The sequence below is a fragment of the Ferrimonas gelatinilytica genome (assembly GCF_039544205.1).
GTDB classification, from domain to species: Bacteria; Pseudomonadota; Gammaproteobacteria; order Enterobacterales; family Shewanellaceae; genus Ferrimonas; species Ferrimonas gelatinilytica.
In genome coordinates this window covers 1-23,800 of the sequence record NZ_BAABLF010000011.1, presented here as the reverse complement: position 1 = coordinate 23,800, position 23,800 = coordinate 1, and the positions used below count along the sequence as shown (strand labels likewise).

Sequence of the window (23,800 nt, the reverse complement as noted above, 5' to 3'; positions counted from 1 at the left end):
GCTGTTGCGCCGGCAACCCGGCAAAGCTAATACCCGCATATGTGACTGACTATTAGAGGGTTACTAAAAACAACAGCTAGCTCATGCAGGGCCTTTTTTGTTACCCGCTATTTGCCATGTAGGTTGCCAACACCCTGCCGGGCTGCGGGTTCAGGGTTAGACCAAGCCTGTCCACAGGAGGGCGCTGGCTCCATCGTGGGGGCAAAACTGGCTCTGGCAGGATGGCCCAGATCCGGTAGGTTAGGGTAAGGATAACCGTGCAAGGAGCCGCCATGACCCCCTCAGAGATCGCCCCGATCCCCGCCCCCCGCCGCCGTCCCCGGGCCGCCGCCAACGGCATGCTGGCCCGCGTCCTGCTGGCGTTTCTGGCCACGGCGGGCCTGTTCTACGTCAACATCATGCCCGCCCTGGTGGATGGGCTGGTGGCGGGGCTGGATTTCACCAAGCGCGACGCTGGCCTGGTGGGCTCCCTCAACGTCTACGGCGCCGCAGTGGGGGCCTTCGCCGTGGTGTTGGTGGTGAAAAAGCTGATGTGGCGCAAAAGCGCCTATGCCCTGATGCTGACGCTGCTGCTGCTTGATAGCCTCTCGATGATGATCACCTCACCGGTGCTGCTGATGGCGATGCGGTTCCTGCACGGGGTGATCGGCGGGGCCCTGGTGGGGATCGGCTTCTCCGTTATCGCCCGCACCGTCGACCCGGATAAAACCTTCGGCATGCTGTTGCTGGTGCAGTTTGGCCTCGGGGGCGTTGGGGTGATGTACCTGCCGCGGCTGGTGCCGGAGTATGGCACCTCGGTTCTGTTCCTCTCCCTGATCGCCTTTACCCTGGTCACCCTGCTGATGCTCCCCTTCCTGGATGACTACCCGGTGGAGCCAGCGCCCAAGGCCACCGCCGGGCGGATCGACAAGGGGCCACTGGCGCTGACCCTGGCGGCGCTGTTTCTGTTCCAGGCCGCCAACATGGGCCTCTACGCCTACATCCTGCCACTGGCCGAGGCCGCCGGGCTGGGGACGGAGTTCACCTCCCGCACCCTGGGCCAGGCAGCCTGGGTCGGGATCCTCGGCTCCGGCCTGGTGGTGCTCTTCTCCACCCGCTTTGGCCGCACCCTGCCACTGCTGCTGGCGATCGGCCTGACCGCCGCCGGCACCTGGGGCCTGCACCTCAGCGCCCAGGAGTGGGTGTTCTGGCTGGCCAATGTGGGCATCGGCGTCACCTGGGCCTTCGTGATCCCCTACCTGCTGGGGATGGCGGCAGCATTCGACCGCCACGGCCAGATGGCCGCCCTGGGGGGCTTTGCTTCCAAGATGGGACTGGCCTCCGGCCCCATGGCGGCGGCCCTGCTGGTGGGCGAAGGCAACTACGGCCTGCTGATCAACCTGGCCGTGGTGGCACTGATCCTCTGCATCGCCGTCATGCTGCCGCCGGCCCGCCTGCTGGATCGCCACTGAGCCTGTCCCCGCAATATCCTCGGGCCAGAAGCATCAGCGGCATCTGGCCCCATTCCCCCTTACCAACTGGTGCTACGCCCGGCCAGCGCTCTGGCCTAGTTTGAAGCGGTGAACCAATTCACTCTGACACCGCAGTCCGAACAGGGAGGTTCGGGAAATGGGGCCCCACAGGGATCGGGCCAGGGTTCACCTGGACGCCATTCCACACTGGAGCACACCATGAAAGGACTGATCTCCGTGGCCCTGCTGACGGCCACCTTCGGCTGCAGCAGTCACGCCGCCACCCTCTTTAGCGAAAACTTCGAAGACGGCACCGCCGATGGCTGGACCCTGGTGGGCAACGCCCAGATCAGCGGCACCCAGTCCATCGACGACAAATCGATGCGGCTGAAACAGACCGCCTCCGCCACCGCCGGCGTTGACACCGGCGGCCACTCCGCCGTCGTCATCACCATGCACCTGGCCGCCACCGGCCTGGAGAGCGGTGATAACTGCTACGCCGAGTACTCCACCGACGGCGGCAGCAGCTGGACGGCAATGATCCAGCTCACCGACGGCCAGGATGACGCCACCTTCTACAGCGCCACCGTCACCCCCACCGACGCCGATGACAACAGCAACCTGCGGCTGCGCTTTCGCAGCACCGGCGACCTACTGGGGGACTACTGCTGGGGGGATAACGTAACCGTCACCGGCACCGCCGGCGGCGTCACCCCCAAGCCGCTGCTGGCCGTCAGCGGTGCCACCCACCTGGGCAGCGTCGACCTCGGCGACAGCGCCCAGAGTCCGCTGACCCTATCCAACGACGGGACGGCGGATCTCACCATCGGCCAGCTTTCCGGCCTCGTAGCCCCCTTCTCCCTGGCCAGCGACGCCTGCTCCGGCCAGACACTGGCCCCGGGCGCCGACTGCGCCCTCAGCGCCCAATTCAGTCCCAACGTCAGCGGCTACCAAAGCGCAGACCTGACCATCCCCTCCAATGACGAATCCAGCCCGCTGGTCCTGACCCTCTCCGGCACCGGCGTCGAACCGGGCACCGTGGTGGATGACTTCGACCCGCTCTCCGGCAGCGGCGCGGTGAACCGGACCCTGCTCGACTACGCCACCCTCACCGCCGGCAGCGAAGCGCTGGTAGCCACCTCCGGCTATGCCCTGCCCGCCGAGGCCGCCCATCCGAGCAACCGCTTCGAGGGACGCCTGGAGCTGTTCGACGAAGCCACTAGCGGCCAGTTCGATGAGCACAAGGACAGCTTCCGCTACACCGGCACTGGCGACAGCACCCGCAAACACCTGCCGGAGTTCGACTTCGAGTTTGTCCAGACCGGCAGCCACCTGGTACCGGCCCAGCGCGGCAGTATCCCTGCCAGCCATCCGGAGTGGGAGTATATCCTGGAGCCGGGACGGGTCTGGGACGAGAACGGGGATAACGGCTACAGCCGCGCTGTGCTGCCCTTCACCCTGCACCAGAAAAACGCCAACTGTCAGCACAACGGCCTGATGAGTTTCCTGTTCAAGGAGAACGGCAGCGTCTCCAAGGTGAGCTACCAGATCGCCTCCGAAACCTGCCTCTACTTCCAGTTCGACATGTGGGGCCTGCTGGATGCCAGCTATACCCCGCAGGCGGTCGCTGGGGCTGCGACCCTCAGGGCCGACCACCAGGCCGAGGAGGTCGGACGCATGCCCACCAAGCCGATCAGTGAACTGGCCAACGACCACCCCGGAGCCGACCCCAGCCAGTTCGGCTCCGTCGATGAGACCGACCCGGCTTACATGACCCTGTTTGGCTTCGTCATCGACGGCGTCAACTACGTCGGGGGCTGCCAGACCCGCCAGGGTCCGCACCCCTACTGTGACCGCATCACCGTCCCCTCCTACTCCACCGCCAAAACGGTGTTTGCCGGGGCCGGCCTGATGCGGCTGGAGAAGCTCTATGCCGGGGTAAAGAACGAAGTGATCGCCAACTACGTCAGCGATTGTGCCAGTAACGGCAACTGGGGGGATGTGCGGTTCGAGGACAACCTGGACATGGGTACCGGCAACTACAACCTCACCGGCTACATGAGTGACGAGGGGGCCAGCCACACCAACAACCTCTTCCTGCCGGAGGACCACGCTTCCAAGATCGCCTACAGCTGCAACGAGTACAACCGCAAGGCGCAGCCCGGCACCCAGTGGGTCTACCACACCTCGGACACCTACATCCTCGGCACCGCCATGGACGCCTACCTCAAACAGCAGCGCGGCAGCACGGCGGATCTCTTCGATGATCTCATCGTCTCGGACCTCTTCGCCCCCCTTGGTCTGTCGCCCGCCGCCCGGGTCAGCCGTCGCACCTATGATGCCAAGGCGCAGCCCTTCACCGGCTGGGGCCTCACCTTCCTGCGCGATGACGTGGCCAAGCTGGTTCGCTTTCTCTCCGCCGACAACGGCACCATCAACGGCCAGGCGATGTTCGACAGCACCCTGTTCGAAGCCGCAATGCAGAGGGACAGCAGCGACCGGGGTCTGGATCCGTTAACGGACTACAAGTACAACAACGGGTTCTGGGCCCACGAGGTGAAAACCAAGGTGGGTTGCAGCAGCGACACCTGGGTGCCCTTCATGTCCGGCTACGGCGGGATCTCCGTCCTGCTGCTGCCCAACGGCACCGCCTACTACTATTTCAGCGATAACGACACCTACCTCTGGTCCAAGGCCGCCGCCGAGTCCAATCGGATAAGGGCCTACTGCCAGTAACCGAGATACAAAGCGCGGGCGCTTACCTAAGCGCCCGCTCTTTGTTCTGCATAACTGTTCCCAATTGTGCCTCACCCTAGCCATCGAGAGAGTTACCTAGTAAGGGCTGGGTTCGCCACAAACGAGACACCTAGCCTTGTCCTATAGTGACAGATAATATTGAGCACCGGGCCGTGACTACATGAACGTTAAACAACTGTTAAATGTTACTCATACAACTGGCTCAAAACTGATCACTCTACTGCTACTCGTATTTGGAGCGTGGGTGTTAGGTGGCAGCATCGTAATGGCCCAATCAGAGTCATCTGTATCAGGGGTGTTGCTCGGTGGGGCGTTGGGAGCCCTAACATTCTTAGCTACCGGTGGCGTTGGTGTCGCAGCCTTGGGAGGGGCGGTCGGGCTCGGAGCCGGTGGGTTTACTGCAATAGGAGCTTATCTCGGCTATGAGTTTCTGTCGCAGCGACGTTATGAGGTTTGGGAGTGGTTGCCAATTTGTCTTATGGGAGCTTCGATTCTGCTGATAGCGCTTTTTCGAGCCTGGAAACATACCTTGAATTGGTTAAAGTTAAGAAGGGCCGAGAGAGTTCAGCATTGATTGATTAAAAATTAATCAATGCTGGCTCCACAAAAAGTGGAGAATATTAAGGATCAACAATTTAACGTTTAGGGGGACTGTACGAAGCGGCACAGGCAAGGACAGAGACAAGAAATCGGCATGCAGTAAAGTAGGGCACGTTATGCGAATGAATGCTCTTTTCCACCTAAAGAATAGTCAACAAACCATATCTAAGCCATTGATTTAGATGTGTTCTCCTGATAGCTTCATCTCACTTTCGGCGGCGAAATGGAACAGCTCCATTTTACCCGTCACACGGAATTCGAACTAATACATTATTAGAGATACAAGGAAGTTAAATGGCAAAAGTTGAAGTTGGAAAAAGCAGAAGCCAAATAGAGGAAACCCACTCAGGTTTAAGAATTACCATCCCCGCCAAAAAGAATTATTTCTTAATTCTATTCTTAGCATTTTGGCTAGTTGGGTGGGCTTTTGGTGAGGTCACGGCATTAGCTCAGCTCCTCAATCCGGAAAGTGGCGCCCCTAAACTGTTTATGCTGACTTGGCTCGGTGGCTGGACTTTAGGTGGTGCGTTCGCTATATATGCTTGGCTCTGGAACGTAAATGGTCGCGAAATAATCAACTTATCAAGCACCGAGCTTCAACATATCCGTCGTCTTCCAGTTTTTCAAAGATCAAAAGAGTATGATCTCTCGGCAGTATCTAAGTTGAGAACTCAAGCACCAGACAGTTCAATGTTTGGTACCCGCAATGGCATGGAGTTTTGGGGTATATCTGGTGGCTCAGTGGTGTTTGATTATGGCCATAGCACACATAAATTTGGTGCGCAGCTAGATGAAGCAGAGGCAAACCATATTGTTAGTACTATCAAGCAGCGGTACAAGCATCTCTAACAAGGCCAAGAAACTTCCGCTTCGCTCTGACTTTTCGACCCTTTCTGGCGGCGTTATGTTTTATCAACTCAATGAGGAAAATTATGAAAAATATAAAGATACTGATATCGGTAGTGCTTCTGTCCTTAGGGGTTAGTGAGGCAGCACTTGCCAAAAATGACAAGCATAAAGAGTTGCCTCCTGGGCTACAAAAGAAAGTCGCCAGGGGCGAGCCCCTACCTCCGGGATGGCAAAAGAAAATCGCAGTTGGCAATGTGATAGACTCGAGGATCTACAATCAAAGAAAAGTTATCTCTCGTAATGGCGATATCGTCACAATAGGTATTGAGGATGAGATATTTAAGGTGATTGAAAACACCAGGGAGATCGTGGAGATCATTCGTCGAACTAATTAAACTTAACCATCCGATGAAGTCTGGCCTGAAGTGACCCGCTTTCAGCGCCGGACACATCCCAGCTTCACCGGTTATGAGGGCGGTACGGCGGGATCTCCATCCTGCTGCTGCCCAACGGCACCGCTTACTACACTTTCAGCGATAACGACGCCGAGTTCTGGTTCAAGGCCACCGCCGAGTCCAACCGATAGGGACTGACTGTCGGTAGCCTGACCTTTTCTGGCTATTCGTGCCACCCAGTTTATCCAACCGCGCCGAAAGCCCAGCCAGATCGGCAGAGTTAGCGGCAAAGTTAGCGGCAGGGTAATCGGCCGCTAGAGCACCCAAAGCGGTCACTCGCGGCGTTGGCGAACTTTCACCGGATGACCGCTCTGTTTCACCAAGAGAACAGCTCTGATTTTTTCATAAATCATTGATTCAGTTAGGAGTGACTGATACGTTAGGAGAAATTTCACCGGTGTTATTGCGAATTATTTTTCTCCAAAGGTCGCAATAACTCCACTGTTAAGTGTACGAATGAACTACGACGAATATATCAAGGAAGTTGAAAGATTCTCAGGTGATGAGGTGGTTGCTCGTCTGAGAAAGTATCTTTCGGAGTGGAAGAAAGATGATTCTGATGTCATTCAATTAGCCAATTCAATTGAACGATTCTTTGGCAATTCCTGGATCGGAAATGAGGATACTCATAATCATCTGTATGGCCTCTGGTCTAAGTTCGAAAAAGAGGCCATAGAAGGCATTGGCGGTATGACCATGAACGAGAGGCTGCATTGGTTTAGCCTATTTGAGCATTATGAAAGCTTGCAATCAGAAACAGCCCAAAAGGTAATATATGCAAAGCTTTGTGCAAACACTTAACAAGTCAAGGCAGCATCGCCACTTCGTGGCTGGACGCGCTAACGCGCGCCGCTGCTTGAGGCGTTATATGACACAATCATGTATCGAGTAATCTACTTAGCTTCGATGTCAATCTCAGCTGCAGCACTCCTTGCGGGAGTCGGTATCGCTGCCTTTCTCGAAAACCAAGTGTCTGAGGAAATAGGAAAGAATGCCGGTGGTTTTCTTCTAGCACTTTCATTCCTGAGCGTAGGTATAGGTGTGACACTCTCTACACTGTTCGCAGCGGTCGGATTCTTCGTCAGTTATGTTTACCCTGACAAACTACCGGCGACACTGTTGTATAAGTTGCGCTGGCCGGTTGCGTTAGCTGCCCCAGGATTGCTGTGTTTGGGGATTCTATTAGCATCCTGGGTGTCCAGTGTCATATAACAAGCCCAATCAGAAATGCGCACTGAGTGCGTGGGATCTCGCTACGCTCGGCCCCTGTTGGGGGCGTTAGGCTTCTGGAGAATACAATCAAACTCATCGTTATTTTATTAATGACTTGTGCTCTTTCTTCATGCGTAGTTTTACACGAGGAGTATTTCTTTCCACAAGCTATTGGCGGTAAAGTTGAAAAACAGTGGTGCCGTGGTCAAGTTGGAGTTGATAATCAACTAATATTTTCGTTTGAAGATGTTGAAGTGAATATGGATGTATGGGAGTACCAGGGCATAACCAGGTTGGGCATTTCATTTAAACTTCAATCAAAAGCCGAAGTGATTTGGCCGCAGCAGCCATTGTTGGTAACAACTAATGAGACTCAAAAAAGTATTGAAGTCGCAAGTTTCCGTAGGTTGATACGCCAAGGCAATGACAGTACAAGTGAAACATATCTTGTTGGCACAATCATGAAAAAGAAAAACAATTTAGATAAAGAAAATTTCTATGAGTCTTTCATTGTCAGCACCGATAATGTTGAAGTTATAGAAGTTTCTGCGTTTTCTTTAACTATCAATGGTAAAACTGAACAAATACCTCAATCTGTATTTTCGAAAAGAAGTGGCTTATTTTTGCACCCACTAAATTGCTAACAAAGCCTAACAAGGCCCTAAAGCATAAGGAAACAAAAAGCTTGGCTTGTGCTCCTTCGCCGCTAAGTTTAGCCAAGCATTTTTGTACCGCTTATGGCGGCGTTATTCGATGACCGCTCTGTGGCGAAACCGGCCCTTGCTCCAGCAAAAGCGCCCCAAATATGGGGGCGCTTTTTGTTTAAAGCATCAAGATGACTAGGCGTTCTGACTGGCACTCACCGCTGCAAAGATCGCTTCCAGCTTATCCGCCCCCTCCCCCAGTTGCGCATGGGGAATGGTGAGGGGGGCCAGGATGCGGATGACGTTGGCCCGCACCCCGCAGGCAAGCAGGATTAAACCATGCTCCCGGGCCTTGGCAATGATGGCGCGGGTCAGGGCCGGGTTGGGACGCCCGGCGTCTCCCTCCTCGACCAGTTCCATCGCCACCATGGCGCCGGTGATGCGGATCTCCCCCACCCACTGGGGGTAGAGCGCCTTCAAGTGGTTGAGCCGTCCCTCCAGGTACTCGCCGATGGCCAGCGCCTTGTGGCACAGTTGCTCCTCCTCGATCACCTCCAGCACCGCGTTGGCGGCCACGCAACCCAGGGGGGAACCGGCGTAGGTACCGCCCAGCCCCCCCGGGGCGGCAGCGTCCATGATCGACGCCTTGCCGGTGACGGCGGCGATGGGGAAGCCCCCCGCCAGCCCCTTGGCCAGGGTGATGAGATCCGGTTCGATGCCGGAGTGCTCGCTGGCAAACAGCTTGCCGGTACGGGCGAACCCGGTCTGGATCTCGTCGCAGATCAAAACGATGCCATGCTCGTCGCAGACCCGTCGCAGCGCCTGCATGAAGCCCGCCGGGGCGGGGTAGAAGCCCCCCTCCCCCTGCACCGGCTCGATGATGATCGCCGCCACCCGTTGCGGCTCGATGTCGCAGTGAAACAGCTGGTTGAGCGCCGCCAGGCAGGCATCCTCACCACAGCCGTGGAAGGCGATGGGAAAGGGCAGGTGGAAGATCTCACCGGGGAAGGGGCCGAAGCCCGCCTTGTAGGGGGTGACCTTGCCGGTCAGTCCCATGGTCAGGTTAGTACGGCCGTGGAAGCCGCCCTGGAAGGCGATCACCCCCGGGCGGCCGGTGTGGGCCCGGGCGATCTTCACCGCGTTCTCCACCGCTTCGGCCCCGGTCGTGACCAAAATGGAACGCTTGGGGGTGTCGCCGGGGGCCAGGCGGTTCAGACTCTCCGCCAGCGTCACCATCGATTCGTAGGGGGTCACCATGGCGCAGGTGTGGCTGAACGCCTCCAACTGGGCCGCCACCGCCGCCTTCACCTTCGGGTGCAGGTGGCCGGTGTTGGTGACCGCGATACCGGCAGCAAAGTCCACGTAGCGGTTGCCCTCCACGTCCCAGATCTCGGCGTTCTCCGCCCGGGCGGCGTAGACAGGGTAGAGGTTGCCCATGCCGCGGGCAAAAGCCAGCTCCTTGCGGGCCTGAAGTTGTTGATTGTCCATGCGTCTGGCTCCCTATTTGTCCATGCCACCGAGGCAGAGGTATTTGATGTCGAGGTAATCGTCGAGGCCGTACTTGGAGCCCTCCCGCCCGTGGCCGGAGGCCTTCACGCCCCCGAAGGGCGCCGCGGCGTTGGAGAGGATCCCCTCGTTCACCGCCACCATGCCGTACTCCAGCGCCTCGCTGACCCGGAACACCCGGCCGATATCCCGGCTGTAGAAATAGGCTGCCAGGCCGAATTCACTGTCGTTAGCCTGGGCGATGGCGTCCGCTTCATCCTCGAAGGGGATCAGCGGCACCACGGGGCCGAAGATCTCATTGCGCGCCAACGCCATGGCGTTACTTACCCCGGTCAGCACCGTCGGTGGGTAGTAGAAGCCCCGCGCCTGCTGCTCCGCACTGAGCGACACGCTGCCCAGGCGACTGGCCCCCTGGGAGAGGGATTGGCTGACCAGATCCGAGACCTTCTCCACCGCCGCCTCGTTGATCAGGGGGCCGATCTTCGTCTCCTCGACAAGGCCATCACCGACGGTCAGCTCCGCCACCGCCTTCGCCAGCTTCTCGGCGAAGGCGTCATACACCCCCTGCTGGACGAAGACCCGGTTGCTGCAGACACAGGTCTGGCCGGCGTTACGGAACTTGGCGGCCATCAGCCCCTCGATGGCAGCGTCGAGATCCGCATCATCGAACACGATGAAGGGGGCATTGCCGCCCAACTCCATGGAGGTGCGCTTGATCCCCTCGGCGCATTGCGCCAGCAGCTTACTGCCGGTGGCGGTGGAGCCGGTGAAGGAGAACTTGCTGATCTTGGGGTGCTGGGTGAGCACCTTGCCAATGGCGGCGGAATCGGTGCCCACCACAACATTGAAGACGCCGTCCGGCAGGCCGACCCGGCGGGCCAGCTCCGCCACCGCCAGCGCGGAGAGGGGCGTTTCCGAGGCCGGCTTGGCCACGAAGGTGCAGCCGGCTGCCAGCGCCGGTGCCGCCTTGCGCACCATCATGGCGTTGGGGAAGTTCCAGGGGGTGATGGAGCCCACCACCCCCACCGGCTGCTTGATCACCAACAACCGCTTATCGCCGGAGGGAGCGGGGATGGTGTCGCCGTAGATCCGCACCGCCTCCTCGGAGAACCACTTGATATAGCTGGCCCCGTAGGCGATCTCCCCACGGGCCTCCGCCAACGGCTTGCCCTGCTCCAGGGTGAGCAGCCGGGCCAGATCCTCCTGATGTGCCAGCATCTCATCGTGCCAGGCCATCAGCGTCTCGGCGCGCTTGGCTGCGGGCAGGGCCGCCCAGGCTTTCTGGGCCTGGTACGCTGCCTCCACCGCCGCCGTGGCCGCCTCGGCACCATGGTTGCTGATCTCCGCCAGCAGCTGGCCATTGGCGGGGTTGCGTACCTCGAAGGTGTCGGCGCTGACCTCCCATCGGCCATTGATGAAAGATCCTTTTTGCAGCAAAGCGTTATCGGACAAACCGTGCATCTGGCACTCCTTAAGCAAACGGAAAGGAGTCTCCATTTGAATCCGGGCGTAAACCCAGGTAAAGATTAAACTTTAAACAATCAGTTTGAGAATCCTAAAACTATGTACCGAGCTCCCTCCCTGCCCCGCCCGGTCAGCGATTACGACATCAAGCTGCTGCGTATCTTCCGCACCGTTGCCGAATGCGGGGGCTTTGCGGCGGCCGAATCCAGCCTCAACCTCACCCGCTCTACCATCAGCATCCACATCAAGAGCCTGGAGCAACGGCTGGGACTGGTGCTGTGCCGCCGGGGCCGGCAGGGGTTCATGCTCACCGAGCCGGGACAGAAGACCTACCAGGCCACGCTGGAGCTGCTGTCGGCCCTGGACCATTTCAGCCACCAGGTGCAGGATCTCGACCCGACCCTGCGGGGAGACCTGGTGCTCTGGTGCTCCGACGACCTGGCCCTGGCGCCCCCGCTCAACCTGCCCGCCACCATCGCCGAACTGGCCCGACAGGAACCCCAGCTGCAGTTTGCCCTGCAGTCCGCCACCCTGCCGGAGATCGAGCAGGCGCTGCTCAACGAACAAGCCCATGTTGGCCTCTTGCCCCACTACCGCAATATCGATGGCCTCCTCTACGTCCCCCTCTACCGGGAGCAGATGTACCTCGCCTGCGGCCGCAACCATCCTCTGTTTGGCCGGGACGACGACAGCTTGGACGACGAGGAGATCGACGCCTGCGATACCGTTCACCCCGGGGTGGAGCTCAATGAGATTGGCCGCAAGGTGCTGCGCAAGATGCGGCTCACCGCCCGGGCCTACCACTATGAAACCCGCACCGCGCTGGTGCTCTCCGGCGTCTACCTCGGCTTCTTCCCCCGGACCTACCTCGCCCCCTACCTGGCGGACGGACGGATGCGGCTGCTGAAGCCCGATAGCCGCGGCTACCCGGTACAACTGGCGCTGGCCTACAAGGCGGGAGCGCGGGAGAAGGCGAAGGCGGCGCTGCTCAAGCGGATGCTGTTGTCGAAGGTGACAGAACCTGCCCCGGAAGGCTCAGACAGTTCTCAATAAAATCAGTCACCTTGCTGTTGGTTACAAAAGTGGATAGGTTGAGTGCGTACCCCTAACGGCACCCAGGCCCTATGCAGAACCACCTGTTTCAACTGGATAATGAAGGCGGCCTCAGCCTGCAGCAGCAGATCAAACAGAAGCTGATCGCCGCCATCGGCAACGGCTTCTTTCCCGCCGGCAGCCGCATGCCCTCCTCCCGAAAACTGGCGGACCAGCTCAGTGTCGCCCGCAACACCGTGGTCCATGTTTTCACCGCCCTGGTGGAGGAGGGATACCTGGAGAGCCGCGAGCGTAGCGGCTTTTTTGTCTGCGACACACCGACGCCGGCCCAAGTGGCGTTGCCCCCAAAATCCAGCCGGAGCGAACTGGAGTGGTCCCGCTACCTGAAGCAGGAGCCCCCGCAGCCACTGGCGCGCAGCTATCCGGATAACTGGCACAAATACCCCTACCCCTTTATCGATGGCCAGTTCGACCCCTCGCTGTTTCCCACCAACCCCTGGCGCGAGTGTTCTCGCCTGAGCCTGGGCATAGACGCGATCCACGACTGGGCCAGCGATGGCGCCAACCGGGACGACCCCCTGCTGGTGGAGCAGATCCGCACCAAGGTGCTGCCACGACGGGGGATCCAGGCCAGCGCCGAGGAGATCCTGATCACCACCGGCTCCCAGCAGGCGCTCTACCTGCTGATGCAGCTGCTTTCAGATGAGTCCACCCAGGTCGCGGTGGAGGAGCCGGGTTTCCCCGGCATACGTCAGTTGGTGCAGCTGAGGCGCAGCAAGCTAGCGCTGGTGGAGGTGGACCCCAAAGGGCTGGAAGTGGAGAGCATTCCCCGGGGCACCCAGCTGGTCTACGTCACCCCCAGCCACCAGGTGCCCACTGCCGTCACCCTCTCCATGGCCCGGCGCGAGGCCCTGCTGACGCGGGCGCAGGAGGAGGATTTCCTCATCATCGAGGACGATTATGAACCGGAGAGCAACTTTGTCAGTAACCCCCACCCGGCGTTGAAGAGCCTGGACCAAGCCGGCCGGGTGCTCTACTGCTCCAGCTTCTCCAAGGTGCTGGCGCCGGGGTTGCGGCTGGGTTACCTGGTGGCCCCGGCACCGCTCATCGCCCGGGCCCGGGCCCTGCGCAGCCAGATCCTGCGTCATCCCCCCACCAACAATCAGCACACCCTGGGGCGGTTTCTCTCGCTCGGCCACTACGACACCCTGATGCGCCGGCTCAATACCGAACTGGCGGAGCGCTGGAGCGAGCTGCGGGAGGCCCTCAACCACTACCTGCCCACCGCCATCGTTACCTCCCGCACCGTCGGCGGCAGCAGCTGCTGGATCCAGGGGCCGGCGGAGCTGGGCAGCCAGGAGCTGGCCAATGAAGCGGCCAAACGGGGGATCCTGCTGGAGCCGGTGCAGCGCTTCTTCGGCGACCCACGCACGCCCCAAAACGCCCTGAGGCTCGGCGTTTCCAGCATCCCCACCGCACAGATCCGCCCGGGGATCGCCGCGCTGGCCGCCCTGTTCTGGGAGCTTTCCGATGCACCCCGGCAACGGCTTGAGGGCACGAGCGGGCGGCAACTGGATGCCCAGGGTCTGCGGGAGCACCTCGGCCACTGCGAGTTTCTCGGCCGCACCGTATTCGGGGATCCCTACCGCATTCGCCTCTACCCCGATGGCACCATGGAGGGCTGGGAGGGGCGACGGGACGAGCGCAGCGATCGCGGCCAGTGGTGGCTGGAGGGGGACCGCTGGTACCGTCAGTGGCAGAGCTGGTCCTACGGCGAAGTGGCGGGGTTCGAGGTGGTGCTGGACGATAACCGCATCCTCTGGTTCCGAGACGGCCACCTGGCGGACTCCGCCTTCTTCAGCCAGGTCAGCTGAATTGGCCCAGTCGCCGTTTTCCATCTGGTACTACAGCGATCCAGCCCCATCTCCTAGCTTATCCCTCATCGGCCCGCGTCTGTGGGCATGCCTCAGGGAGTGAGCCTATGAGTACTTTCACCGTGGCCGGGTTGCAGCTGGCCCTCGGCAATCACCAGGACAATTTTGCCGCCATCCGCCAGCAGGTGATCCTGGCCAAGACCCGCTTTCCTCACCTGGATATGGTGCTGCTGCCGGAGCTGTGCACCTTCGGCAGCGCCCCCCGCTTTGCCCAGCCGATGCCCGGCGAGGCGGAGCAACGCTACGTCGAGCTAGCGGCGGAGCTGGGGATCTGGCTGCTGCCCGGCTCCCTCTACGAGCGCGACGGGGACGCCATCTACAACACCACCCCGGTGATCACCCCCGATGGGGAGGTGATCGCCCGCTACCGCAAGATGTTTCCCTTCCTGCCCTACGAAACCGGTGTCAGCAGCGGCAGCGAGTGCGTCACCTTCGACGTGCCCGACGTGGGGCGCTTCGGCATCGCCATCTGTTACGACATGTGGTTTCCCGAGGTGTGTCGCACCCTAGCCTGGCAGGGGGCGGAGGTGGTGCTTCACCCCACCCTCACCAACACCATCGACCGCAATGCCGAGCTGGCCCTGACCCGCGCCAACGCCACCATGAACCAGCTCTACATGCTCGACATCAACGCCGCCGGTGATCTTGGGGTGGGCCACTCCATCGTTGCCGGCCCTGGCGGAGAGGTGCTCCACCAGGCCAGCAGCCACCACGAGGTGATCCTGGTGGAGCTGGACCTGGACTACCTGCGTCGCTGCCGGGAGCGGGGCTGGCATGGGCTCGGCCAGCCGCTGAAAAGTTTCCGTGACCACCCCCTGGCCTACCCCCCCTACCAACCGGGGGCACGCTCCGAGGCCCTGGACAAACTAGGCCCCCTGGCCAGGCCAAAACCGCGCAACTGGAACCATAACGACTAATCCACTGGCTCTAACACCGATCCAACGCGGCCGTTTAGGTTGGAGAGGATGAACCATTCTTGAGAGGGACGACCGATGGCAGTGAAGGCGAACACACCGCGCTTTAAGCGCTCCCAACTGGCTCTGGCCATCAGCGCCGCCACCCTGGGCGGACTGAGCATTGGCCTGAACGCCGAGGAGGCCCAAGGTGGCCGCGAGATAGAGCGGATCGAAGTGACGGCCACCCGGCGGGTGCAGTCGATCCATGAGATCCCCTACAACATCTCCGCCGTCAGCGGCGAGGAGCTCGAAGCCCAGCGCATCGTGGACTCCGTCGACCTGCTGCGCGGCGTCGCGGGCATCACCGTCATCGACCGGGGCTATCGCAACTCCGGCACCGTCAACAGCATCATGATCCGGGGCATGAACGTAGACTCCGCCACCCAGGGGGACATCTCCCTCTCCGCGGTGCCCACAGTCGCCACCTACATCGATGACACGCCGCTGTTCGCCAACTTCATCCTCAAGGACATCTCCCAGGTGGAAGTGCTGCGCGGCCCCCAGGGCACCCTGTACGGCTCCGGCTCCCTGGCCGGCACCGTCCGCTACATCATGAACCGCCCCCAGATGGAGGAGTTGTCCGGCCAGGTCAGCGTTAACCTGGGCCAGACCGATGGCTCCGACGGCATCAACCTGAACTACGATGGCCTGGTGAATGTCTCCCTCGGTGAGCACATCGCCTTTCGGGGCAACATCGGTAAGATCGATAACGACGGCATCGTCGACTATGCCAACGTCTACCAACTGGATGGCAGTGGCGCCCCCACCGCCGTGGGTGGTGATATTGCCGCCGGCGGGCCGGAGTTTCGCTATGTCGAAGACGCCGACACCGTGGACATCACCTACGGCCGCGCCGCCATTCTGATTGAGCCGGTGGATATCTTCAGCGCCCTTCTCAGCTACCAGCGCCAGGAGGATGACACCGGCGGCCGGCGCCAGGTGACCCGGGGCACCAACTGGGTCGACGGCACCGAACAGCCCTACGGCGAGTACCAGAACGGTGCCGTGGTGCTGGAGCCCTCGGAGCGGGAGGTGGAGCTCACCGCCCTGGAGATGGACTTCGACCTGGGCTTTGCCACCCTCAGCTCCTCCAGCTCGCTCTATAACCATAAGGGCGAATCCATCAGCGATAACACCGGCTTCTACGCCAAGAACGCCTGGTTCAGCGGCCTCTACGCCGGCACGCCCCGCCCACTGGCGGTGGCGCAGCGCGGCTACGAGGATGATGCCTTCGTGCAGGAGCTGCGGCTCGTCTCCAACGCCGAGGACGCCTTTATCGACTGGGTGTTCGGCGCCTTCTACATGGACCAAGACCTCAAGGCGTTCCAGGACAGCTTCATGCCGGGCTGGGCCGCCTGGATGGAGGCCACGGATCAGGCGGCCCTTTGGATAAGCTGGGGAGCCGATGTCCAGGACCAGGATTTCTTCTACCGTCGGGACCAAACCTTCAAGGATACCGCGGTGTTTGGCGAGCTGACCTTCCACATCAGCGACAGCCTGCGCCTGACCGCCGGCGCCCGCTGGTTTGACAATGAGTTCACCAATAACACCGTGATGGCGTTCCCGGTCTGGCCCGGCTTCGACAGCGAGCCCAACTTCAAGACCGAGGATGACGATTTCCTGTTCAAGGGCAACCTCTCCTGGGACTTCAGCCGCCAGCACATGTTCTATGCCACGGTGTCCGAGGGTTATCGTCGCGGCGGCGCCAATGCCGTTCCCCTTGAGGGATTCCTGGCGGAAGACCCCGCCTACCAGCGCTACGACTCCGATTCGGTGATCAACTACGAAGCGGGGGTAAAGGGCGCCACCGATAACCACAGCTACACCGTCTCCGCCTTCTACATGGACTGGAGCGACCCCCAGCTCAATATTGCCACCGCCAACTGGGGCTTCTTCGCCGCCGTCAACGGCGATAAGGCCCGCAGCCAAGGGCTGGAGCTGGAGGCGCGTGGCTATATTACCGATGCCCTGAGCTACAACTTCGGCTACGCCTACGTGGATGCCGAGCTGAGCAAGGACTTCATCGTCCTGCCCGGCAGCGGTGCCGAGTACCTCTACGCCGAGAAGGGCAGCCGCCTGCCGGGCCAGTCTGAGCACGCCGTCAACCTGCAGCTGGATTACAGCTACCAGGTCAATGGCGATCTCTACTGGATCACTACCCTCAGCGGCTACTACCAATCGGAAACAGAGAACTCCCTGAGCCAGAGCGACAAGTTCAGGAAAACTCTGGAGGGCTTCAGCCTCTGGAACTTGCAGACCCGCCTCTCCGGCGAACACTGGGACCTGGCGTTCTACGCCAAGAACCTGTTCAACGAGGAGGGGGTCACTGGGGCATTGCTGGAGAATTACATGGGCACCGAGCCCAGCGAGGGTTTCCTCGGCAACAGCTCCAAGGATTACATCAGCCTGCCACGCACCTACGGGGCTGCCCTGACCTGGCGTTTCTGACCGCTGACCGAGAGAGGCAGAAAAGCCGGGCTGAGCCCGGCTTTTTTCTTTATGTTACAAACTGGAATGCTTTCACAGGGAAGGGAAAGACCATGGCTAATCAACCAATGACACCCGCCAGCCTGGCCCACCGGGTGCGTACCGCCCTCGACCAGAGGGCACTGGCCGAGGCCGCCACGCTCTGCCGCACCCTGAACCAACAGGCGCCGGCCTACGCCCCGGGCTGGCAGCTGGCCAGCGAGATTGCACTGACCCTGGGGAACACGGGCAACGCCCTGGCACTGGCACAAAAGGCGGCCCAACTCGCGCCTGAGCCGGCAGCCCGCCTCCAGGTGATCCGCTGCCTCCGCGCGCTTTGCCGCTACCAGGAGGGTCGGTCACTCGCTCTGGAGTTGGGGCTGCTGGATGATCCCCAGCTCGGGGCCGATCGCGCCTGGCTGCTGTCGGAACTGGGCTGCTTCGACGCCGCCGCCGAACAGTATCAGCACCTGGTCGAGCACTATCCCCGTGAGGCCACGCTGCACTACAGTCTGGCCACCATGCTGCGCTACCTGGGACGGCTCGAGGAGGCGGAAACCGCCCTGGATTCGGCCATTGAGCTCAACCCGGAGGATGACGAGGCCTGGTACCTGCGCAGCAGCCTGCGAAAACAGCAGGCCGGGCGCCACCACATCGATGCCCTGCAACTTGCCATCACCCAGCGGCAACGCCCCTGCCCGGCCCTGCACTACGCCCTGGCCAAAGAGCGGGAGGATCTCGGCCAGCACCCGCTGGCCTTCGATGCCCTGGCCGTCGGCGCCCAGCAACGGCGTGGGCAGATCCACTACCGGGTGGAGCAGGATCTGGCGATCATGGACACCATCGCCGAGCAGTTCGGCCCCATTTCAGCGCCCCACACCCAACCTCAGGGGCCCACCCCGATCTTCGTGTTGGGCCTGCCCCGCAGCGGCAGCACCCTAGTGGAGCGATTCCTCGATGCCCACTCGAAGTGCCACGGCGCCGGCGAACTGAACGACTTCGCCCGCCTGCTCAGCCGCCATAGCCAGCAGCAGGCCCGGGCGCAGGGGCGTTCACTGCGCCAGCCCCTCGAACTGGTCCATGAAAGTACCCGACTGGATTGGGACGCGCTGGGCCAGGCTTACCTGGACAGCCTGCCCCCGGAGGCGGCCTCAGCGCCCTATTTCGTCGACAAGATGCCGCTGAACTTCCTCTACGTGGGCCTGATCCTGAGGGCCCTGCCCCACGCCCGCATCGTGCATGTCCGTCGCCACCCCATGGCCGCCGGCTACGCCATCTACAAGCAGTGGTTCGACCGGGCCTACCCCTTCTCCTACGACCTAAACGAGATTGGCCACTACTACTGTGGCTATCACCGACTGATGACCCACTGGCAACGCTGCCACCCGGGTCAAATTCACCATCTCGAATACGAACGCCTGGTGGACGCCCCGGAGCCCACCGTCCGTGAGCTACTGGCTTACTGTGGGCTCCCCTGGCAGGAGGAGGTGATGGCGTTCCACCGCAACCGGACCGCCAGCACCACCGCCAGCGCCGCTCAGGTGCGTCAGCCCCTATACCAGAGTGCACGGGATCTCTGGCGTTGCTATGAAGCCCAACTCACGCCTCTGGCTAAGGTACTCCGACACGCCGGTTTGCTGGACAACGAAGAGGTAAAGCCAGCCTACTTACCCCAAGTGGCAGAGTGAGAAGCTTGATAAGTGGGGACAGAAAAAAGCCGGAGGGCATGCCGAGATGGGCGATGCCTTCCGGCCTGTGAGTCTGTGTCCTCCTAGGGAGGCCACATCTTCATTTTTCACCTATAAATTCAATCACTTGAAATTGGTGAAATATTTTGTGCCGCACTTGTGCCGACCCCAAACCAAAGCTTTCTTCTGCCCTTCCTGGCCTAATCCTTCGGCCAAGCCTCGATTTTCTGCACTTTGCGCTTCAACGCAATCCACTGCAAAATGGCTCCATTAGTCGTCATAACTTGCCAGCAAGGATGCAATAAAAATGGCTCCGCCTCGCCCAAGCAACTTCGAAGAGTTTCTCGCCCTATCTCTAACCGAAACTGAAGCATTCTTCGCTTCAGTCCTCCCTAACTTTCAGCTCTATCTCGACGCTGTTGCTGAATGCTTAGGGCTAAAGAGTTGGCAAGACCTCCAAGAAATGAATACGTGGGAAGCAGAAGAGCGTATGGATTTCATCAAAAAAGCTGCTCGCAAGCCCAATGCCGTCAAAACCATCGAACAACTAAAGTTGGAAATCGCTCGAAAACTCGCTGCACTGCCCCGAAGCCTCATTGCCGCCAATGAGGATAACGATGAAGACTACACCCCCGAGCAAGTCGCCAATGCAGAGTACCTGACTTCGTTGCTGCCAACCGAATATCGCGGCCAACTCCAAGCTTCGGCATTGCTTGCAGGGCATGGCCACTTAGATCTTGCTGATCAGCAGCTTTTTCAGTTGTTTGCCAATATGCTTCTGCACGAGGATGAAGACCTAAAGCAACTTCTAAGAGAGATATTTGCAGAGCAAAAACGCATTGATGAAAAGCGTAGAGCAGGTAATGCAAAATCAGTCAGAGATGATCCGTTAAAGGCACTTTCAATAGAGCTTTATCAGAAGGGAAGCTACCCATCTACGCGCAATGCTGCAAAACGCATCGCTAACGAAGTAATCGCTAAAGCTCAAGAGATTAGTCGGCCAATTCCAAGCGAAGATGACTTTTGGGAAACTATCTACCGTTGGCTAATACGATATGAGAAAGGAACACTAAAGGGCTTTCCTAAATCTTGACTAATCAATAAAAACAAATTGTTATGCCACTATGAAGAAGATTTTAGTTACGCTATTTGCCCTAATATTGCTTGCCGTTTCCTATGCAGGTGGTTGGTCGATGGGACGAGGAGAAAGTCGAGACGCTTATGTTGGAACGTCCATTGCCTTAACTGAGTTGGCTATGGATAGACGAATGGAAGTTCACCAATTGATCCAGCTATACGACGACATTTCAGACAGTCAGGAAGAGGGGAAAAGATCAGTAATCACTTTGCTAACCTTGATGCATAGAGACGACACAAGGCTAAAAGATCTTTTTGACACTGAATATGGGTCGGATAACGTCGTTTTAGAAATGAACTGGCTAATCGAAGACTTTCTTGAAAAGAATGGATTTCAAGAGTGTGAGGGTCTGTCGAGTGAACGCCTTATCTCATGCCACCAGAATATCATTTGGGACAAGTAAGACGTAGTAGGAGGAGTCCGTTTACGCGTTTCGCTCGGCGGACCTTCCCACTGTTACTTGCGTAACAGATGAAGTTGATTCGATGAGGTTCAACCTGTAATTCTGGCTTCATGACGGCATGTGTTTGCTAGCACAAACATGCCTCTGCAAGCGAAAACATGCTTCTGCTAGCAGACGCAGATACACCCGCATTCTTCGAGCTTACGGTGATGGAGAAATCACTGATAAGCACCAAGGAGAATGCGATGAACCCACCACTGTTAAACCCTACCAAAGTTGCCGAGTTGCTCGGCGTCACCATTGGCACCCTGGCTGTCTGGCGTTGTACCGGGCGCTATCCCCTCCCCTTCGTTAAAGTCGGTCGTCGCGTGATGTACCGGCTTACCGATGTGGAAGCCTTCATCGAAGGCCGCATCTTCGAACAGACGGCGTAAGGGGAGGCAGCAATGAAGATTAACTCTCGTGCTCATCGTTGCCTGATCCGTTGGCTTAAGGAAGGCAATGCACTTCGAATGATCTCCGAGATGGGAGTCCGTCACGGCACCTGGGAGGGGATAGAGACTTATCCAGGGCCATTTTCAGAGCGAGTGGTATTCCAGCTCATTGAGGCCGGCTCATTACGTAACGTCACTGAATACGTCAACGGCGTCCGTTACGAACGTATCGCGTTAACGGACAGTGAGGGGTGATCTATGTACGCACCTCAAACCGTCCCAAGGCCCGTTAACGTAACGGGGCCAACTCCCCGTTACGTTAACGGGAAAACCAACACACCTCCCGCCTTTCCATCGCGGGTACGTCAGGCTCTGTTTGAAGCCACCCAGTTGGTTCCAGAGAGCCTGCTCGTTAACGTCGAATGGCAAGACCGCGATTTCGTTGAACGACACCTGCGAGGCTTTCCTCACGATATCCAGGTGATGTTGATGGCCGCCTATAGCAAACTGCCAACCCGCCAGGAACGGAACCTGTTCCTGCTTCGCACGGTTAAGGCCATCAAGAAGAAACTCGGCGGTTCGCCCCGTAACGAGTTTTTCGACCTGAGCGATACAAACCTCAAGATCACAGCAAAACAAAACGCCCGGTTCTGCCTGTCACTGCGCAAAAGCAACCCTGATGATGATTCGTTGCTGCCTGTGCTCATGGCTTACGCCAAGCGCCAAACCGTTATCTTGCGCCCGACCACACAAGTTAAGGGCAGCATTGCCCGTGCGTGCTGTGAAGACTGGTGGTACAGGCAACTGAAAAAGGCCGTTAAGCGGAACAGGGAGGTGGTCTACCTGAGCCTGAATCGGGTGAACCGCTTTGCCGGGATCTATTGCAGCCACTGGCAAGCACAAACCGCTCGACAGCAGAGATACATCACCGATCTGTTGCTGGAAGAAACCGTGCTCATTAACGAGCAGGATCAGCAATACACCCTGAAAGAACTGTCGGCGCTCAATGTCTCGAATCCGAAGGTCCGCCGAGCCGAACTGATGGTCCGCGCCCGCGGATTTGAAGAGTTCGCCGAACTCCAGGGTGACGAAGGGCTGTTTATCACCATCAGCTGCCCCAGCCGCTTCCACCGCGCCTATAGCAAAACTGGACACCCCAACGAGAAATGGGATGGCAGTACCCCAAAGGATGGTCAAGCCTACCTCCGTTCCTGCTGGGCCAAAACCCGTTCAGATTGGCAACGAAAAGGGCTCCGTCCTTATGGTTTTCGTATTGCTGAACCACAGCATGACGGAACCCCTCATTGGCATTTGCTGTTGTTCGCCCCTAAATCGCAACATCAAGCGCTTATCGACACCATCCGTCACTACGCATTGCAGATGGATGGTGACGAACCCGGGGCAGCTGAGCATCGCGTTGACGTAAAGCTGATCGACAAAGAGAAGGGTTCGGCAGCGGGGTACATCGCCAAATACATCTGTAAGAACATCGACGGTGAAAATCTCAATTCTGGCGTTTACGGGGAAGACCCTATTGAAGCCGCCGAGCGTGTCCGCGCCTGGGCGTCTTGTTGGGGCATTCGCCAGTTCCAACAGATCGGGGGAGCCTCAGTCACAGTCTGGCGCGAACTGCGCCGCCTAAAAGCCAACATGGTCGCTAAAGGTACGGCCTTAGCTAAAGCTTGGCACGCTGCCGATGATGGTGACTGGGCCGCGTACCTAAAGGTAATGCTGGGGGTACCCCTTCAGGACGTTTCACCTAAAGGTGAAAATTCAGCTAAAGGCCACTCCGTTCCATCAGGTGCTATAGCACCCGATGACCCTATAGCTTCCGACGAGGTACATCCCGTAGCTGCCAAAGGGGCTATAGCTCCCCTCTACGAAGTGCGATGTGATGGCGATACAGGCGAGATCCGAACCAATCGCTATGACGGCACATTTAGCCATGCATTAAAGGGAATCACGTACTTGGGCCAGAAACTGGTAACCCGCTACCACGAATGGCGGCGGCTTGATGCTCTGGCTCTTGGCGCTGCTTCACTTGGAGTTCTGTGAATAACTGTACCGAGCTCCCTTATCAAACAGAATTTATTACAGAACTGCGTAACCGCTTCCGCCCCGAAGGAGACAATCAGCAAAAGTTTGCAGCCCAAAGTTAAGTGCAACCTCCGGCCACTCAAAGGCTCAGTATTAACGCCGCCATATGGGGCATTGTTTATGGAGTGGTGATTTGGGGTAAAGTGGCGAAGCCACCCCAAAGCGCCGCGGAGTAAACAATGTCCCTATGATGGCCTTGTTAGGCTTTATTCTTGTGATATTCTGTCCCATTGATGGGCATAATACCCCTCATCACTATTGCAGCTCTCGCAAACCAAACACTCTGTATCATCGCATCGATGATATGCATCTAATAGTGCTTCACCTTCTAACTCAGCCGCACACTCATTATGATGCCCGCCGGGATCTGTGACACCTGAACATGTCTTTGAGAGGTATGGTTCAAGAACCGATTTTTGTTTTGTAGATAGCGTATCGAAGCCTTCGGCTACCGCACGCTTAGCAATCCCCTCTGCTCCTGCAAATGCCGCGTTGTCAAAAACTCCGCGTTTGAGTTGATAATCTAAGATTTGTTCTGCGATTCCCATAACTTTCCCTTTTTATTGGTTGTGAATTTGTCGATTGGAAGCCTAACGCCTGAGCTCACCGGCGTTTGAGGCGACGACCGTTTTTGCGGCAGCAAAAATGGGCGGCGGGTCAAACGTCCGGTGCAGCGATTTGTTAGGCAGATTT

Annotated in this window: 19 protein-coding genes; 16 read left to right on the top strand and 3 right to left on the bottom strand. The window is 58.8% G+C overall.

The window, feature by feature from the left end; genetic code table 11:
* Positions 1-272: 272 nt before the first annotated feature.
* The 6 genes from ABD997_RS09260 (at position 273) to ABD997_RS09235 (ending at position 7,968) form a co-directional block, all read left to right on the top strand.
* Positions 273-1,451, top strand: a complete 1,179-nt coding sequence (locus ABD997_RS09260; RefSeq protein WP_345316732.1) for an MFS transporter — start codon at positions 273-275, stop codon at positions 1,449-1,451.
* Positions 1,452-1,670: 219 nt separating this feature from the next.
* Complete coding sequence (locus tag ABD997_RS09255) at positions 1,671-4,187, top strand: choice-of-anchor D domain-containing protein (protein ID WP_345316731.1); 2,517 nt, start codon at positions 1,671-1,673, stop codon at positions 4,185-4,187.
* Between the two features lie 915 nt (positions 4,188-5,102).
* Positions 5,103-5,657: a hypothetical protein gene (locus ABD997_RS09250; protein WP_345316730.1), complete on the top strand. Its 555-nt coding sequence runs from the start codon at positions 5,103-5,105 to the stop codon at positions 5,655-5,657.
* A gap of 83 nt (positions 5,658-5,740) precedes the next feature.
* The gene (locus ABD997_RS09245) at positions 5,741-6,052 is read left to right on the top strand and encodes a hypothetical protein (protein WP_345316729.1); all 312 of its coding nucleotides are present in this window, start codon (positions 5,741-5,743) and stop codon (positions 6,050-6,052) included.
* 516 nt (positions 6,053-6,568) lie between these two features.
* Positions 6,569-6,913 (top strand): hypothetical protein, encoded by a 345-nt coding sequence (locus ABD997_RS09240; RefSeq protein ID WP_345316728.1) that lies wholly within the window; start codon positions 6,569-6,571, stop codon positions 6,911-6,913.
* A gap of 437 nt (positions 6,914-7,350) precedes the next feature.
* Entirely contained in the window at positions 7,351-7,968 is a 618-nt protein-coding gene (locus ABD997_RS09235; RefSeq protein ID WP_345316727.1) for a hypothetical protein, read from the top strand.
* Between the two features lie 195 nt (positions 7,969-8,163).
* On the opposite strand, the gene gabT is transcribed toward ABD997_RS09235, so the two are convergent.
* Both gabT and ABD997_RS09225 read right to left on the bottom strand, forming a co-directional pair.
* A complete protein-coding gene (gene gabT / locus ABD997_RS09230; RefSeq protein WP_345316726.1) occupies positions 8,164-9,456 on the bottom strand; it encodes a 4-aminobutyrate--2-oxoglutarate transaminase in 1,293 nt (430 codons plus the stop codon).
* A 12-nt stretch (positions 9,457-9,468) separates the two neighbouring features.
* The gene (locus ABD997_RS09225; RefSeq protein WP_345316725.1) at positions 9,469-10,935 is read right to left on the bottom strand and encodes an NAD-dependent succinate-semialdehyde dehydrogenase; all 1,467 of its coding nucleotides are present in this window, start codon (positions 10,933-10,935) and stop codon (positions 9,469-9,471) included.
* Between the two features lie 102 nt (positions 10,936-11,037).
* Between ABD997_RS09225 and ABD997_RS09220 the strand changes: the two genes are divergently transcribed.
* The 10 genes from ABD997_RS09220 to ABD997_RS09175 all read left to right on the top strand — a co-directional run bounded on the left by ABD997_RS09220 (position 11,038) and on the right by ABD997_RS09175 (position 23,065).
* Positions 11,038-11,991 carry a LysR family transcriptional regulator gene (locus ABD997_RS09220; RefSeq protein WP_345316724.1) on the top strand — a complete coding sequence of 318 codons (954 nt, stop codon included), beginning with the start codon at positions 11,038-11,040 and terminating at the stop codon, positions 11,989-11,991.
* A gap of 71 nt (positions 11,992-12,062) precedes the next feature.
* Positions 12,063-13,865, top strand: coding sequence for a MocR-like pyridoxine biosynthesis transcription factor PdxR (gene pdxR, locus ABD997_RS09215; RefSeq protein WP_345316723.1), 1,803 nt, complete (start codon positions 12,063-12,065; stop codon positions 13,863-13,865).
* Between the two features lie 107 nt (positions 13,866-13,972).
* On the top strand, positions 13,973-14,842 hold the full coding sequence (locus tag ABD997_RS09210) for a carbon-nitrogen hydrolase family protein (RefSeq protein ID WP_345316722.1): 870 nt from the start codon (positions 13,973-13,975) through the stop codon (positions 14,840-14,842).
* Positions 14,843-14,917: 75 nt separating this feature from the next.
* The gene (locus tag ABD997_RS09205) at positions 14,918-17,329 is read left to right on the top strand and encodes a TonB-dependent receptor (protein WP_345316721.1); all 2,412 of its coding nucleotides are present in this window, start codon (positions 14,918-14,920) and stop codon (positions 17,327-17,329) included.
* A 92-nt stretch (positions 17,330-17,421) separates the two neighbouring features.
* Positions 17,422-19,035: a tetratricopeptide repeat-containing sulfotransferase family protein gene (locus tag ABD997_RS09200; protein ID WP_345316720.1), complete on the top strand. Its 1,614-nt coding sequence runs from the start codon at positions 17,422-17,424 to the stop codon at positions 19,033-19,035.
* Between the two features lie 307 nt (positions 19,036-19,342).
* Positions 19,343-20,128, top strand: a complete 786-nt coding sequence (locus ABD997_RS09195) for a hypothetical protein (protein WP_345316719.1) — start codon at positions 19,343-19,345, stop codon at positions 20,126-20,128.
* 31 nt (positions 20,129-20,159) lie between these two features.
* The gene (locus ABD997_RS09190; RefSeq protein WP_345316718.1) at positions 20,160-20,576 is read left to right on the top strand and encodes a hypothetical protein; all 417 of its coding nucleotides are present in this window, start codon (positions 20,160-20,162) and stop codon (positions 20,574-20,576) included.
* A 245-nt stretch (positions 20,577-20,821) separates the two neighbouring features.
* Positions 20,822-21,010: a helix-turn-helix domain-containing protein gene (locus tag ABD997_RS09185; protein ID WP_345316717.1), complete on the top strand. Its 189-nt coding sequence runs from the start codon at positions 20,822-20,824 to the stop codon at positions 21,008-21,010.
* A 12-nt stretch (positions 21,011-21,022) separates the two neighbouring features.
* Positions 21,023-21,265, top strand: coding sequence for a hypothetical protein (locus ABD997_RS09180; protein WP_345316716.1), 243 nt, complete (start codon positions 21,023-21,025; stop codon positions 21,263-21,265).
* 3 nt (positions 21,266-21,268) lie between these two features.
* Complete coding sequence (locus ABD997_RS09175) at positions 21,269-23,065, top strand: replication endonuclease (protein ID WP_345316715.1); 1,797 nt, start codon at positions 21,269-21,271, stop codon at positions 23,063-23,065.
* Positions 23,066-23,313: 248 nt separating this feature from the next.
* Here ABD997_RS09175 and ABD997_RS09170 read toward each other — a convergent pair whose 3' ends face one another.
* Positions 23,314-23,655: a hypothetical protein gene (locus ABD997_RS09170; protein WP_345316714.1), complete on the bottom strand. Its 342-nt coding sequence runs from the start codon at positions 23,653-23,655 to the stop codon at positions 23,314-23,316.
* Positions 23,656-23,800 lie beyond the last annotated feature (145 nt).

What these genes read in the sequence shown, in the direction of transcription:
- ABD997_RS09260 (WP_345316732.1), top strand. Translation starts at nt 273, where the DNA reads ATGACCCCCTCAGAGATCGCCCCGATCCCCGCCCCCCGCCGCCGTCCC.
- ABD997_RS09255 (WP_345316731.1), top strand. Translation starts at nt 1,671, where the DNA reads ATGAAAGGACTGATCTCCGTGGCCCTGCTGACGGCCACCTTCGGCTGC.
- ABD997_RS09250 (WP_345316730.1), top strand. Translation starts at nt 5,103, where the DNA reads ATGGCAAAAGTTGAAGTTGGAAAAAGCAGAAGCCAAATAGAGGAAACC.
- ABD997_RS09245 (WP_345316729.1), top strand. Translation starts at nt 5,741, where the DNA reads ATGAAAAATATAAAGATACTGATATCGGTAGTGCTTCTGTCCTTAGGG.
- ABD997_RS09240 (WP_345316728.1), top strand. Translation starts at nt 6,569, where the DNA reads ATGAACTACGACGAATATATCAAGGAAGTTGAAAGATTCTCAGGTGAT.
- gabT (WP_345316726.1), bottom strand. Translation starts at nt 9,456, where the DNA reads ATGGACAATCAACAACTTCAGGCCCGCAAGGAGCTGGCTTTTGCCCGC.
- ABD997_RS09225 (WP_345316725.1), bottom strand. Translation starts at nt 10,935, where the DNA reads ATGCACGGTTTGTCCGATAACGCTTTGCTGCAAAAAGGATCTTTCATC.
- ABD997_RS09220 (WP_345316724.1), top strand. Translation starts at nt 11,038, where the DNA reads ATGTACCGAGCTCCCTCCCTGCCCCGCCCGGTCAGCGATTACGACATC.
- pdxR (WP_345316723.1), top strand. Translation starts at nt 12,063, where the DNA reads ATGCAGAACCACCTGTTTCAACTGGATAATGAAGGCGGCCTCAGCCTG.
- ABD997_RS09210 (WP_345316722.1), top strand. Translation starts at nt 13,973, where the DNA reads ATGAGTACTTTCACCGTGGCCGGGTTGCAGCTGGCCCTCGGCAATCAC.
- ABD997_RS09205 (WP_345316721.1), top strand. Translation starts at nt 14,918, where the DNA reads ATGGCAGTGAAGGCGAACACACCGCGCTTTAAGCGCTCCCAACTGGCT.
- ABD997_RS09200 (WP_345316720.1), top strand. Translation starts at nt 17,422, where the DNA reads ATGGCTAATCAACCAATGACACCCGCCAGCCTGGCCCACCGGGTGCGT.
- ABD997_RS09195 (WP_345316719.1), top strand. Translation starts at nt 19,343, where the DNA reads ATGGCTCCGCCTCGCCCAAGCAACTTCGAAGAGTTTCTCGCCCTATCT.
- ABD997_RS09190 (WP_345316718.1), top strand. Translation starts at nt 20,160, where the DNA reads ATGAAGAAGATTTTAGTTACGCTATTTGCCCTAATATTGCTTGCCGTT.
- ABD997_RS09185 (WP_345316717.1), top strand. Translation starts at nt 20,822, where the DNA reads ATGAACCCACCACTGTTAAACCCTACCAAAGTTGCCGAGTTGCTCGGC.
- ABD997_RS09180 (WP_345316716.1), top strand. Translation starts at nt 21,023, where the DNA reads ATGAAGATTAACTCTCGTGCTCATCGTTGCCTGATCCGTTGGCTTAAG.
- ABD997_RS09175 (WP_345316715.1), top strand. Translation starts at nt 21,269, where the DNA reads ATGTACGCACCTCAAACCGTCCCAAGGCCCGTTAACGTAACGGGGCCA.
- ABD997_RS09170 (WP_345316714.1), bottom strand. Translation starts at nt 23,655, where the DNA reads ATGGGAATCGCAGAACAAATCTTAGATTATCAACTCAAACGCGGAGTT.